Origin of the sequence: Streptomyces venezuelae, assembly GCF_008642335.1 — a bacterium.
Classification (GTDB): domain Bacteria; phylum Actinomycetota; class Actinomycetes; order Streptomycetales; family Streptomycetaceae; genus Streptomyces; species Streptomyces venezuelae_F.
Map to the genome: position 1 here is coordinate 5,011,227 of NZ_CP029191.1, position 13,146 is coordinate 5,024,372.

Sequence of the window (13,146 nt, forward strand, 5' to 3'; positions counted from 1 at the left end):
CTGTCACACCGCGTTCTGTCACCCGCTAGTTGCACGTTGTACAAACATGGACGTAGGCCTGTCCGAGCCCGTAGCGTGCTGGTTCGCGCCGGGGCCGGGCGCAGATCTCCGAGTGGCAGGATTGAGAGAGTGCTGGGGGACGACGCGGAGCTGACCGCCGCGGTGCTTGCGGCACAGGACGGGGACGAGACCGCGTTCCGGACTGTGTACCGCGCCGTGCACCCGCGGCTGTTGGGGTACGTACGCACGCTGGTCGCCGACCCGGACGCCGAGGACGTCGCTTCCGAGGCCTGGCTGCAGATAGCGCGCGATCTCGACCGGTTCAGCGGTGACGCGGACCGGTTCCGGGGCTGGGCGGCGCGCATAGCGCGCAACCGCGCCCTCGACCACATACGCATGCGGGGCCGCAGGCCCGCCGTGGGCGGCGACGAGTCGGAGCTGACGGGGAAGCCGGCCGACGCGGACACCGCGGGCGAGGCGATGGAGTCCCTCGCCACCAGTGAGGCGCTGGCCCTGATAGCGCAGCTGCCGCAGGACCAGGCGGAGGCCGTCGTGCTCCGCGTCGTCGTCGGTCTCGACGCGAAGACCGCGGCGCAGACCCTCGGCAAGCGGCCCGGAGCCGTCCGTACGGCGGCGCACCGAGGCCTCAAGCGGCTCGCGGAACTTCTCGGTCCGGAGGGGGCCGATCCCAAGGAGGCGCTGGGCGCCGTACCGCCACAGAGAGAGCCGCGCGGGTGCGCGGTGACGTCCGCCGGTGTGACGCAATCGCGTACGCGGACGCAGAAGGACATGTGATGGCCGACGAGCACCACAAGTGGCTGGACCGCGACGCGGCGGAGCGTCTGCTGCGCGGGGAGCCCCTCGAAGGCATCGATTCCTCCGCGGACGTGAATGCGGACGTGAACGCGGACGTACAGGCGAACGCACCGGCGGACGCGCCTTCGGACGCGCGGGCGAACGCGGCGGCCGAGCGGCTCGCGCGGGCGCTCTCGGCGCTGGGCGGCGCGGGCGAGCAGGGCATGGCGGCTTCCTCCCGTGGACCGGCCTCTTCCGGTGGACCGGGTTCCTCCGGTGGACCGGGTTCCTCCGGTGAACTCCCGGGTGAGGCCGCCGCGTTGGCCGCCTTCCGTGCCGCACGCGCGGAGCGTGCGGACGCCGCCGGCGCCGTGCGGGGCGGCAGCTCCAGGACCGCGCCCTACGCGACGCCCGCGCACGAGGCCGCAGCGGGCGAGACCGTACGCCTGGGGCGGGCGGGCTACCGTCCGCGCCCCACCCGCTGGGGAAGACCCGTGCGCCTCGGCGTCGCCGCGGCCCTCGCGGCCTGCATGCTCGGCGGCGTCGCGGTGGCCGCGGGGACGGGCGTGCTGCCCTCGCCGTTCGGCGGGCACAGCAGCCCGGGACCCGCGGCGTCCGCGTCTCCCAAGACCACTCCGGAGGAGTCGCCGGCCTCTCCGACCGGCGCGGCCCGCGAGCCGTCCGAGGACCTCTCGCCCGACGAGACCACGGCACCCGACGACACCCCGACGGCGTCCCAGGAGCCGGTGAACAGCCCGCCGCCGGAGGCCGAGGCGGACGACGACCACACCGGTGTCCCCCAGCAGCCGAGCGGCGACAGGACGCCGCCGCCCCGCCGCGACGAGGCGCGCAAGTGGTACCGCAAGGTGGTCGTCGCCTGCCGCGCCTACCGCAGCGGCGACCTCCAGGGCAAGAAGCGCCGCCGCCTGGAAGAGGCGGCCAAGGGGCCGGAGCGGGTGGAGGAGTTCTGCGGCCGGGTCCTCGGCGGCGGTGGCGCCGGTGGCGGCCGCCCCGGTGGCGGCGGCCAGCACGGCGGACAGGGCGGCGGCGACGGCGGCCACGACGGGGACGACGGCGAGAACGGCGGTGAGGAGGACGGGGGCTCCGGCGACGGCGGGGGCTCCGGCGGCGACGGTGGCCAGGTGCCGCCCGTCACCTCTCCCACCGCTCCGTACCCCGGCCCCACGACGTCGCGCAGCGCGCTGCCCTACTTCTCCTGAGGCCCGTCACTGCCCCGCTCCAGCAAAGGTGTGACGTTTTTCGAGGGCTCGGCGCAGTAAGAAGTGAGCCGACTGGTCATCGGCCCGCGCACGAGCCGGGGGTTCCCCCCGTACCTTCGGCTCCGTGCCACCGGCGTGGGCGGGATACGTTCCCCCGATCCCGCCCACGCCGCCTTACGCGCAGATGACGCGTCACTTGTAGATGACGACCCGGTCGCCCTTCCGCACCTGCGCGAACAGGCTCGCGATCTTCTTCTCGTCCCTGACGTTCACGCACCCGTGCGACCCGCCCGCGTACCCCCTGGCCGCGAAGTCCGCCGAGAAGTGCACGGCCTGGCCGCCGCTGAAGAACATCGCGTACGGCATCGGTGTGTCGTAGAGCGTCGAGACGTGGTGCCGGGACTTCCAGTAGACGTCGAACGTGCCCTCGCGGGTCGGCGTGTACTGCGACCCGAACCGCACGTCCATCGTCGACATCGCTCTGCCGTCGATCATCCACGTCAGGGTGCGGCTGCTCTTGGCGATGCACAGGACCCGCCCGGTCAGGCACCGCTTGTCGGGTTTCGCGGGCGGCATCCCGCCGCCCGCGTACAGCTCGGACCGCGTCGGCTCGCGCGTCATGCCGAGCAGCCGCTGCCAGGTGCCGGTGTCCGTGACGCCGGTGACGGCCAGGCCGCGCTTGGCCTGGAAGCCCTTGACGGCGGCGACGGTGACGGGCCCGTACGTCCCGGTGGGGTTCTCGCCGAACCAGGCGATCTGCCGCAGCCTCGCCTGCAGCTCCCGCACCTGCTTGCCCGCGTCCCCCTTCTCCATGAGCGTCTTCCCGGGTTCGGGGGCGGGCGCGGGCGTGGGGGCGGACGTGGGGGTGTGCGGCGCCGGATCCCGCGCCGGGGTCTTCGTGGGTGTCCGCGCCGGAGTCCGTGGCGGGGCCTCGGCCGGCGTCGGCGTACGCGTCGCCGTCCTCCCGGGCTTCCCGTCCTCGGCGCCCGGCCCCCCTTCCGCGTCCACCGCGACCGCCTTGCACCCCGCCACCAGGACCAGTGCCGCCACGGCCCCCGCCGATATCGCGCCCCTGCCCATCACGCCCCCGTGCTCGTAGACGACTTCGCGGACCACTCGCTGAACACCATGCACCACACTCCTCGAAGTGTTTCCCGGTTTGCCGCGAGTGACGCGTCGCGTACGCGGGCGCAAGCTGGACGCATGACCCACAAGTCGGAATCAGGACTGCCCATCGAACCCGTGTACGGCCCCGGGGATCTGGCCGGCTGGGACCCGGCGGAGAAGCTCGGCGTCCCCGGCGCGTACCCCTACACGCGCGGCGTCTACCCCACGATGTACACCGGCCGCCCCTGGACCATGCGCCAGTACGCGGGCTTCGGCACCGCCGCCGAGTCCAACGCCCGCTACCGGCAGCTCATCGCACACGGCACCACCGGCCTGTCCGTCGCCTTCGACCTGCCGACCCAGATGGGGCACGACTCCGACGCCCCCATCGCGAGCGGCGAGGTCGGCAAGGTGGGCGTCGCCGTCGACTCCATCGACGACATGAGGGTCCTGTTCGGCGGCATCCCGCTGGACAAGGTCTCCACGTCGATGACGATCAACGCACCGGCCGCCCTGCTGCTCCTCCTCTACCAACTCGTCGCCGAGGAACAGGGCATCGCGGCCGACCGGCTGACCGGCACGATCCAGAACGACGTGCTCAAGGAGTACATCGCGCGCGGCACGTACATCTTCCCGCCCCAGCCGTCTCTGCGCCTGGTCGCGGACACCTTCCGGTACTGCCGCGCCGAGCTGCCGAGGTGGAACACCATCTCGATCTCCGGCTACCACATGGCGGAGGCCGGTGCCTCGCCCGCGCAGGAGATCGCGTTCACGCTGGCCGACGGCATCGAGTACGTCCGTACGGCGGTCGCGGCCGGCATGGACGTGGACGACTTCGCGCCGCGCCTGTCCTTCTTCTTCGTGGCGCGTACGACGATCCTGGAGGAGGTCGCCAAGTTCCGTGCCGCCCGGCGCATCTGGGCCCGCGTCATGCGCGAGGAGTTCGGCGCGCGGAACCCCAAGTCGCTGATGCTGCGCTTCCACACGCAGACGGCGGGCGTCCAGCTCACCGCCCAGCAGCCCGAGGTGAACCTCGTCCGGGTCGCCGTCCAGGGTCTCGGCGCGGTCCTCGGCGGCACGCAGTCGCTGCACACGAACTCCTTCGACGAGGCGATCGCGCTCCCCACCGACAAGTCGGCCCGCCTGGCCCTGCGCACCCAGCAGGTCCTCGCGTACGAGACGGACGTGACGGCGACGGTGGACCCCTTCGCCGGGTCGTACGTCGTGGAGAGCATGACCGACGACGTGGAGGGCGCGGCCCTCGACCTGATGCGGCGCGTCGAGGATCTCGGCGGCGCCGTGCACGCGATCGAGCAGGGCTTCCAGAAGGGCGAGATCGAGCGCAACGCCTACCGCATCGCGCGGGAGACGGACAGCGGGGAGCGCGTCGTGGTCGGCGTCAACCGGTTCCGCCTCGACGAGGAGGAACCGTACGAGCCGCTGCGCGTCGACCCGGCGATCGAGGCCCAGCAGGCCGCCCGCCTGGCCCGGCTGCGCGCGGAGCGGGACGGCACGGCGGTGACCTCGGCGCTCGTGGCACTCCAGGAAGCGGCGAAGGGGGAGGCGAATGTCCTGTACCCGATGAAGGAGGCGCTGAAGGCGCGGGCCACCGTGGGCGAGGTGTGCCACGCGCTGCGGGAGGTGTGGGGGGCGTACGTGCCGACGGACGCGTTCTGAGGACTCAGTCGGCACTCCGGACGGATTTCTCCTCCTGTGTCCGGCCGGCGGACACGACTGTTCCCGTGCCACACACCCGTGCGACACTCCGGCCATGCTGGGTGTCACCGATCTTCCGACCTATCTCGCGGGCCTCGCCCTGATCATTCTGCTTCCGGGGCCGAACTCGCTGTACGTCCTCTCCGTCGCCGCCCGGCGCGGTGTCCGCACCGGCTATACGGCCGCCGCGGGCGTCTGGTGCGGCGACACCGTCCTGATGACGCTGTCGGCGGCCGGTGTCGCCTCGCTGCTGCAGGCCAACGCGCTGCTCTTCGGGATCGTGAAGTACGCGGGCGCCGGGTATCTGACCTGGCTCGCGATCGGGATGATGCGGGCCGCGTGGAGCATGTGGAAGGTGCGGCGGGAGCGGACCGCGGAGACCGCGGTCGGGCCCGAGCAGGGTGACGCCGCGGCGGGGGAGCGGCCGTTCCGCAGGGCGCTGGTGATCAGCCTGCTCAACCCGAAGGCGATCCTGTTCTTCATCGCCTTCTTCGTGCAGTTCGTCGACCCGGGCTACGCCTACCCCGCCCTCTCCTTCGTCGTGCTCGGCGCCTTCGCCCAGCTCGCGAGCTTCCTCTACCTCACCGCCCTGATCTTCAGCGGTACGAAGCTCTCCGCCGCGTTCCGCCGCCGCAAGCGGCTCTCGGCCGGGGCCACGTCGGCGGCGGGCGCGCTGTTCCTCGGCTTCGCGGTGAAGCTGTCGATCTCTAGCGTGTGACGGTGTCGGTGAGCGGCGGGTAGCTGTCGCCGCCCATCCGGTCGGCCGCGTCGATGTACGCGGTCAGCGCCTCGCGGGACCGGGCGATCCGCTCCATCTGGTCGTCGAGCCGCCGCAGCCGCGACCGCATCGCGCCCAGCAGCTCGGGGCAGCCCGGCAGTTCGGGGACCTCCCCCACGGCGCAGGGCAGCACGTACGCGATGTCCTCGGAGGACAGACCGGCGCCCAGCAGGTGCCGGATCTGCCGCACCCGCAGCACGGCGCTCTCGGCGTACTCGCGGTACCCGTTCGCGCCGCGCTCCGCCTCCAGCAGGCCCTGGGCCTCGTAGTAGCGCAACTGGTGGGCGTTGACGCCCGTCAGACGGCCCAGTTCCCCGATCCGCATCAGAATCCTCGCTTGACCTTCATACCGGTATCAACGTTGACGATGCTGTCATGAACAACGGACACGAGATCAGCGATTCCGCGCGGGCCATGCACGCCGAGCCCGCGCCCGTCACCGTCATCGGACTCGGGCTGATGGGTCAGGCCCTCGCCGGTGCCTTCCTGCGGGCCGGGCACCCCACCACCGTCTGGAACCGCACCGCCTCCAAGGCCGACCGGCTGGTCGCCGAGGGCGCCCGCCTCGCACCCACCGCCGGCGACGCGCTCCGGGCGGGCCCCTTGGCAGTCGTCTGCCTCACCGACTACGCCGCCGTCCGTGAACTCCTCGGTGCGAACGAGGACGCCCTCGCCGGCACGACCCTGGTGAACCTCACCTCCGGCGACTCGGCCCAGGCGCGGGAGGCCGCGCGTTGGGCAAAGAAGCTGGGCGCGCGCTACCTCGACGGGGCCATCATGGCCATCCCGTCGGCCATCGGCACCGCCGATGCGGTCGTGCTGCACAGCGGTCCCGCCCCGGACTTCGCGGCGCACGAGCCGACGCTCGCCGCGCTCGGCACGGTCACCCACCTCGGCACGGACCACGGCCTGGCGGCCCTGTACGACGTGGCGGGCCTGGCCATGATGTGGAGCGTCCTGAACGCCTGGCTCCAGGGCACCGCCCTGCTCAGGACGGCCGGCGTGGACGCCGCCGCGTACGCGCCGTTCGCGCGGCAGATCGCCGCCGGTGTCGCCGAGTGGCTGCCGGGCTACGCCGAGCAGATCGACGGCGGATCCTTCCCCGCCGAGGTGTCCGCCCTGGAGACCGACGCGCGGGCGATGGCGCACATGGTCGAGGAGAGCGAGGCGGCGGGTGTCAACGCCGAACTGCCCAGACTGATCCAGTCGATGGCGGCCCGCGCGATCGCGGCGGGGCACGGCGCGGAGCAGTACCCCGTGCTGATCGAGGAGTTCAGCAGGCCCGGGGTACCTGACACCGGTCAGTGATGCCAGGCCGAACCCCCCACGTTGTGGATCATGCGCTGGAGGACCTTCAGCGTGCGGACGTAGTCCTCGTCCGTGATGCCCTCGTGGATCTGCGCGCGGACCGCCTTCTGGCGTTCGGCCACGCGGGCCTGGAGGGCGCGGCCCTCGTCGGTGAGGGCGATGCGGTCCGTACCGGAGACGCCGCTGACGAGGCCGCGGTCGCGCAGGGCGTCGACGCTGTGCACCAGGGCGCCCTCGCCGACCTCCAGGTACCCCTTCAGGACGGCCACGACCTCGTCCCGGGGTCTTCCCTCGGGGGCGTGGAGGAGCTGGTTCAGGATCCACCACTGGGGCTGGGTGAGTCCCATCTCGGCGAGCATCGTGCGGATGTGGTGGACGACGGCCGCGCCGGCGGCGGAACTCCAGTAGCCGACGGGCTGGTTGGCGAGGTCCTGGTCACTGTGCGAGTACGCGAATGCTGTCATGCCCTCGAACGTAGAACCTCAAGGAGACTTGAGGTCAAGAGGTGAAGGGGACACCGCAGCGTGCCAGGTACGCGGTGAGGCCGTCCCGGGCGTCCGCGCCCGCCCAGCCGACGTATCCGTCCGGGCGGACCAGGAACAGGCCCTTCCCGTAGGGCTCGTACGCCGGGATCGCGTGGACGTGGACCGACTCGCCCGGCAGCGGCGGCAGGTCCGCGTCCGTCCCCACCGCAAGCAGCGTGAAGTGCGGACCCCGGAACGCGTCGAAGAGGGTGCCCGTGCCGTACGGGCCGTCCGGCGCCCGGTCGCCCGCCCGCAGCGACGCCTCCTCCGGCACGCCCTCGCGCGTGTCCACCGTCAGTGAACTCTCGCGGTAGCCGATGCCGAGCTGACGCGTGGCCGCGCCGCGGCGCGCCTCGCCGCGGTGGATGCGGGTGGACAGGCCCAGCATCTGCGCGGCGTTGGGCAGCCGCTCCTCCTCGTACGTGTCGAGGAGGGCGTCCGGCGCGCCGTGCCGGAGCACCGCGCCGAGCTTCCAGCCCAGGTTGTACGCGTCCTGGACGCTCGTGTTCAGGCCCTGGCCGCCCGCCGGCGAGTGGACGTGCGCCGCGTCCCCGGCCAGGAAGACGCGGCCCTCGCGGAAGCGGTCCGCCAGCGCCGCGCGCGGCCGGAAGTCGGAGGACCAGCGGACTTCGGTGACGTCGTCCGCGGTCAGGTGCGTACGGGCGGCGACGAGGTCGCGTATGCCCTGGGGGGAGAGGTCGGGCGTGGTCCCGGCCGGGAACTGGGCGGTCAGCTGGAAGTCGGGCGTGCCGGCCAGCGGGCAGAGCGCCGTGTACAGGCCGCTGTCGTCGGTCGCGGGGAACATGTGCCAGTTGTCGCGGTCGAGCGCGGGGACGCGGACGTCGGCCACCAGGACCGGGTTCGGGTCCACCGTCTCGCCGGACATCGCGATGCCCAGCTCCCGGCGCAGGAAGGAGCGGCCGCCGTCCGCCGCCACGGCGTACGCCGCGCGCACCGAAGCCCCCGTCGAGAGGCGGGCGGTCACCCCTTCGGCGTCCTGGGCGAAGCCGGTGACCTCCGCGTCGAACACCACGTCGCCGCCCAGCTCCCGCAGGCGGGCCAGGAGGATCTCCTGCGTGCGCCACTGGGGGAGCATCCACGGGGTGGTGTACGGCGCGGTCTCCGTCGGCTCCGGTTCGTCGAACATCCGGTACTCGCCCTGCCGTTCGCCGTCCCGCCACACCATGCCCACGGGGATGCGGCCGCCCGACGCGAGGACCGCGCCGACGACGCCGAGGTCGTCGAAGACCTCCATGGTGCGGGGCTGCAGCCCCTTGCCGCGCGAGCCGGGGAACAGGGCGGGGGCGCGCTCGACGACGAGGGCGGGCACGTCGCGGCGCGCCAGGTCGCAGGCGAGGGCGAGGCCGGTGGGGCCCGCGCCGACGATGAGTACGCCGGTGGACAGGGCGTCGCCGACGGTTTCCTTAACGTTGTTAAGTGCCATGCCTCGAAGCCTGCGCTTAACGGTGTTAAATTGTCAAGGTGGCGACGACGAAGCTGGACCGGACCCGAGTGGCGCGCACCGCGCTCGACCTGCTGAACGAGACAGGCCTCGAAGGGCTGACGCTGCGCGCCATCGCCCAGCGCCTCGACGTGAAGGCACCTGCCCTGTACTGGCACTTCAAGGACAAGCAGGCGCTGCTCGACGAGATGGCGACCGAGATGATGCGGCGGATGAGCGAGGACTTCCTGTCCGCGCCGGACGCCGACTGGCGGGTCGCGCTCACCGAAGCGATGCGGGGCCTGCGCGCCCACCTGCTGCGCTACCGCGACGGCGCGAAGGTCTTCAGCGGCACGCACTACACGGACCTGTCGTACGCGGCCCCGATGGAGGCCCATCTGCGGGTCCTCGCCGGAGCCGGGTTCGCGCCGGACGCGGCCGCGCGCGCCTGGTTCACCGTGTACAACTACACGATCGGTTTCGTCATCGAGGAGCAGGCCGCGGGCCCCGCACCCGGCCGGGGCGAGGGCGGCTACGACCTCGCGGCGCGCGCCGAGCGCCTCGCCGCGTACCCGCTGGCCGCGGCGGCGGGCGAAGTGATGTTCCGCTCGCACGACCGCGGCTTCGAGGAAGGCCTCGCGACGATCGTGACGGGGATCGGCGCGACGCTCGCTACTTCGACGCAGACGGGTTCGGAGCGGGGCCCCGGTTGAGTCCGTTGCGGATCAGCGGGGTCAGCCGCTCCTCGACGCACCGGTTCAGGAGCCACGCGAGGACCAGCATGGCGACGATCGTCAGGCCGAACGTCGCGTAGGACGGCAGGCCCAGGTGCCGGTGGAGCGCCTCGACTGTCACCCAGCCCAGGTGCTCGTGCACCAGGTAGAAGGGGTACGTCAGCGCGCCGGCCACGGTCAGCCACCGCCAGTTCGCCCAGTCGAGGTGCCCGAGCGCGATGAGCAGCACCGCGAGGAAACCGGCCGTGACCACCGCCATGATCACGACGGACGAGCGGTACGAGAAGAAGTCCGGGTTCGGCGCGTGCCAGAGCCGGTCGACGGCGTAGTGCTGGCCGATCAGCCAGCTCACCCCCGTGATGCCCCACGCCGTGAGGTCGCGCCGGTCGCGGTGGATCAGGTAGATGCCGATGCCGCCGACGAAGAAGGGCGCGTACTCGGGCATCAGGACCAGGTCGAGGAGCGGCTGGTTCGCGGCCTCCGACACCGCCGCCGCCAGCGTCCACACCGCGCAGAACAGCACCACCCGCGCGCGGGTCGCGCCCGGCATGACCACGCAGAGGGCGAACAGCGCGTAGAAGCGCAGCTCGGCCCAGAGCGTCCAGCACACGCCGAGCACCCGGTCCGCGCCCAGCGGCTGCTGCAGCATGGTGAGGTTGACCAGCGCGTCGCTGGGCGAGACGGCCGCGTACGTCACGGCGGGCAGCGCGAAGACCGCCGTGACCAGGACGATCGCCGCCCAGTACGACGGCAGCAGACGGGACGCGCGGGACGCGAAGAACGAGCGCATGGGTCTGCCCCAGCCGCTCATGCAGATGACGAAACCGCTGATCACGAAGAAGATCTGCACACCGAGACAGCCGTACGCGAACCACTCGCTCGCCGTCGGGAACTGCGCCTTGGGGGAACTGCCCCAGGCCTCGGAGATCTCTCCCTCACGGCCGCCGTAGTGGTACGCGGCGACCATCAGCGCGGCGACGAGCCGCAGCCCGTCGAGGGCGCGCAGCCGGGGCTTGCCGCGGGCGGGGGCAGGGGCGGCGGCAGGGACCGTACGGGAGACGTGTTCCGCACCGTGGTCCGTGCCGTGTTCCGCCCCCGGTATGAGCGTCGGGAGCGCGGGTCCGGGAGTCGTCATCCGAGGGCGGTCCGCTTAAGCGAGCGCTGCACGGAGCGCGCACGGCGCGCGACGCGCCGGACGGCCGCGTTGCGCGGGATGAACGCGAGCTGCGAGGGGACGGCGCCGGGCAGCGCGAGCGCGGTGAGGCGGCGCCGCTTGAAGTAGCGCCAGGTGTGGGCGTCCAGGTGCCGGGCGAGGTAGCGCTCGGCCTCGGGGCGCAGCCGCGGATAGATCTGCGGCTGCATCGCGAAGCCGACGGCCTTGAGGAGGTTCGTCAGCTCGCCGGTGCCGAGACCGGCCTCCTGGGCGGCGACGGCCGTGCCGTCGGTGAGCTCGGGCAGCAGCGCGTCGACGATCGTGACGGGGACGCGGTTGCTGTTCTGGTAGGGCGCGAGACGCTCCAGGAGGAGGTCCGTGCCGGTGCGGGCGGCGGGCAGGCCGTACAGCGCGGACGCCGTGAGCAGCGCCGTGGAGAAGCAGCCGACGACGAGCGCGGGCCGCATCCGCTGGTAGAGCACCTCGGCGAGCACGGGCGAGTCGAGCACGGTCAGCTCGACGCCGATCGTCCGCGCCTCCTTCTCCAGGGCGCGCGACCAGCGGGCCGGCGCCGTGGGGTGCGGCTTGAACACCACGTGCGTGTGGCCGAGCGAGGCGACGCCGCGCACCATGCGGATGTGCAGCTCCTCCTCTTCCTCGGCGGTGAGGATGGAGAGCGCGGAGAGGTACTGGCCGAGGACGAGGACGGGCGCCTCGCCTTCGGGCAGCTCCGGCAACTCCACCGGGTCCTCCGCCAGTTCGGCGAGCACCTTCAGGAACGCGTCGGTCGGTACGACCTCGGGGGCGACGCCGAACTCGGTGAGCAGCAGCGGGGTGAGCCCCGGCACCAGGTCCAGGTGGAGCAGGCGCCGCACGCGCGTGCCGACCAGCGGGTCGATCTTGTTGCGGGTGGGACCGTAGCTCATCAGGCCGTCGGCGTAGACGTCCACGGGGACGCCCGTGAAGATCTGCGCGAGCGCGAGCGCCGGGTTGACCTGGATGGACTCGACGGCCAGCTCGATCTCGTCGTCGCCGAGGTCCCACAGCATCCGTACGTAGCGCTCCCAGAGCACGACGTCGTCGCCGCGCGGGGCCCAGCCGCCCGGGTGGAAGGGGGCGATGGCCTCGTTCCAGGAGCGCACCTCGTCGAACCGGCCGCGCAGCCGCTCGAAGCCCGGCATCTCGTCGAGGGGCGTCGCCGTCTCGGGTGTCGCCGCGTTGTTGCTGATCAGGAGGATCCGCCGGTCGGCCGGCGCGAAACGGTCGGCGTCCAGGGCGGCGGCGAGCGTGGCGACGCCGTACAGCGTGGACGCGAGGAAGATCTGCGTCGTGCGGGGGGACGCCATTACGCGGCCACCTCCGCCGACACCGGGCGCCGCCGCAGCCTGCGCAGCCGCGTCGCCCGCTGGAGGTCCATGGAGTCGAGCGCGTCGTCGAGAACGCCCTGCGGCATCCGCTTCAGGGCGGCCGCACTCATTGACTTCAATTTCCGCGCCACGGGTGGCTCGAACCTTTCGATGGATCCCAAATGGTGGGAGATGATCGCGCAGTATGTTCGTACGGCTTTCGGCAGGAGTTCGTCCGCGTCCCTGTCCGCCGCCGTTTCCTGTACGACCTGGTCGAATGCCTTGATGAAATCGAGCTGGCGTACGTCGCCGATCTGGGTCAGTGAGGAGGCGACACCGCGCCGGTAGAACACGCCGAGAAGCCCGACCGCGGCGAAGGATTCCGCCTCGCGGTGCAGCCGCCAGATCCACGGCCTGTCCTCGGCGGTGCGCAGCCCGTCGGTGAAGTGGAGCAGCCCCGCGTCGGCGAGGCGGCGGTGGTAGATGCCGGCCCAGGCGTACGCGTAGTCGACGGAGGTCGAGCGGTCGGCGGGCAGTATCACGTCGCGCGGGTTCATGACGACGCCGCGCCTGCCGTGCGGCACACGGTGCACGGTGCGGGCCCGCGCGGTGCACTGGACATGGTCGGTGCGGACGAAGTCGCAGCCCAACTCCTCGATCGCGTCGACGAGTTGCGCGTAGTACCCGGGCGCGAGCCAGTCGTCGCCGTCCAGGAAGGTCAGGTACTCGCCGCGGGCCGCGTCGAGGCCCGTGTTGCGGGCGGTCGCGAGGCCCCCGTTCTTCTCATGGCGGAGGTGGACGGCGCCGGGAAGCTCGCGCGCCGCACGCTCCAGGATGTCCGGAGTCTCGTCGCGCGAGCAGTCGTCGACGAGAATGAATTCGAAGTCGTCACGTGCGTTCGCACGCAGACTCCTCAGAGTGTCGGGCGCGTATTGCTGCACGTTGTAGAACGGCACGATGACGGAGAGCTTAACCACGTGGGTGACGTTAGGTGTCGGCCCGTCATTCGTGTCGACCCGCAGCG

The 13,146-nt window shown here is 72.2% G+C and carries 13 protein-coding genes; 6 read left to right on the forward strand and 7 right to left on the reverse strand.

What is annotated here, in order from left to right:
- Window positions 1–129: 129 nt before the first annotated feature.
- The gene (locus tag DEJ49_RS22835) at window positions 130–795 is read left to right on the forward strand and encodes an RNA polymerase sigma factor (RefSeq protein WP_150185858.1); all 666 of its coding nucleotides are present in this window, start codon (window positions 130–132) and stop codon (window positions 793–795) included.
- Window positions 795–2,015, forward strand: a complete 1,221-nt coding sequence (locus DEJ49_RS22840) for a hypothetical protein (RefSeq protein WP_190329413.1) — start codon at window positions 795–797, stop codon at window positions 2,013–2,015. The genes DEJ49_RS22835 and DEJ49_RS22840 overlap by 1 nt, the downstream gene beginning before the upstream one ends.
- A gap of 192 nt (window positions 2,016–2,207) precedes the next feature.
- Here the strand turns inward: DEJ49_RS22840 and DEJ49_RS22845 are convergent, their stop codons facing one another.
- A complete protein-coding gene (locus DEJ49_RS22845; RefSeq protein WP_150188403.1) occupies window positions 2,208–3,095 on the reverse strand; it encodes a L,D-transpeptidase family protein in 888 nt (295 codons plus the stop codon).
- A 123-nt stretch (window positions 3,096–3,218) separates the two neighbouring features.
- Between DEJ49_RS22845 and DEJ49_RS22850 the strand changes: the two genes are divergently transcribed.
- Window positions 3,219–4,799 (forward strand): methylmalonyl-CoA mutase, encoded by a 1,581-nt coding sequence (locus tag DEJ49_RS22850; protein ID WP_150185859.1) that lies wholly within the window; start codon window positions 3,219–3,221, stop codon window positions 4,797–4,799.
- Window positions 4,800–4,893: 94 nt separating this feature from the next.
- Window positions 4,894–5,556: a leucine efflux protein LeuE gene (gene leuE, locus DEJ49_RS22855; protein WP_150185860.1), complete on the forward strand. Its 663-nt coding sequence runs from the start codon at window positions 4,894–4,896 to the stop codon at window positions 5,554–5,556.
- On the opposite strand, the gene DEJ49_RS22860 is transcribed toward leuE, so the two are convergent.
- Entirely contained in the window at window positions 5,546–5,941 is a 396-nt protein-coding gene (locus tag DEJ49_RS22860; protein ID WP_150185861.1) for a MerR family transcriptional regulator, read from the reverse strand. The genes leuE and DEJ49_RS22860 overlap by 11 nt on opposite strands.
- Window positions 5,942–5,991: 50 nt before the next feature.
- Between DEJ49_RS22860 and DEJ49_RS22865 the strand changes: the two genes are divergently transcribed.
- Window positions 5,992–6,924, forward strand: coding sequence for an NAD(P)-dependent oxidoreductase (locus tag DEJ49_RS22865; RefSeq protein ID WP_223832953.1), 933 nt, complete (start codon window positions 5,992–5,994; stop codon window positions 6,922–6,924).
- On the opposite strand, the gene DEJ49_RS22870 is transcribed toward DEJ49_RS22865, so the two are convergent.
- Window positions 6,918–7,388 (reverse strand): MarR family winged helix-turn-helix transcriptional regulator, encoded by a 471-nt coding sequence (locus DEJ49_RS22870; protein WP_150185862.1) that lies wholly within the window; start codon window positions 7,386–7,388, stop codon window positions 6,918–6,920. The genes DEJ49_RS22865 and DEJ49_RS22870 overlap by 7 nt on opposite strands.
- A 34-nt stretch (window positions 7,389–7,422) precedes the next feature.
- Window positions 7,423–8,892: an FAD-dependent oxidoreductase gene (locus DEJ49_RS22875; RefSeq protein ID WP_190329414.1), complete on the reverse strand. Its 1,470-nt coding sequence runs from the start codon at window positions 8,890–8,892 to the stop codon at window positions 7,423–7,425.
- A gap of 29 nt (window positions 8,893–8,921) precedes the next feature.
- Between DEJ49_RS22875 and DEJ49_RS22880 the strand changes: the two genes are divergently transcribed.
- Window positions 8,922–9,602 (forward strand): TetR/AcrR family transcriptional regulator C-terminal domain-containing protein, encoded by a 681-nt coding sequence (locus DEJ49_RS22880; RefSeq protein ID WP_150185863.1) that lies wholly within the window; start codon window positions 8,922–8,924, stop codon window positions 9,600–9,602.
- On the opposite strand, the gene DEJ49_RS22885 is transcribed toward DEJ49_RS22880, so the two are convergent.
- From DEJ49_RS22885 to DEJ49_RS22895, 3 genes are read right to left on the reverse strand one after another with little or no spacing between them, the layout of a single operon-like run.
- Window positions 9,562–10,758 (reverse strand): acyltransferase family protein, encoded by a 1,197-nt coding sequence (locus DEJ49_RS22885; RefSeq protein WP_150185864.1) that lies wholly within the window; start codon window positions 10,756–10,758, stop codon window positions 9,562–9,564. The two genes, DEJ49_RS22880 and DEJ49_RS22885, sit on opposite strands and share 41 nt — an antisense overlap.
- Window positions 10,755–12,122, reverse strand: coding sequence for a polysialyltransferase family glycosyltransferase (locus DEJ49_RS22890; RefSeq protein ID WP_150185865.1), 1,368 nt, complete (start codon window positions 12,120–12,122; stop codon window positions 10,755–10,757). The genes DEJ49_RS22885 and DEJ49_RS22890 overlap by 4 nt, the downstream gene beginning before the upstream one ends.
- A complete protein-coding gene (locus tag DEJ49_RS22895; protein WP_150185866.1) occupies window positions 12,122–13,099 on the reverse strand; it encodes a glycosyltransferase family 2 protein in 978 nt (325 codons plus the stop codon). The genes DEJ49_RS22890 and DEJ49_RS22895 overlap by 1 nt, the downstream gene beginning before the upstream one ends.
- Window positions 13,100–13,146 lie beyond the last annotated feature (47 nt).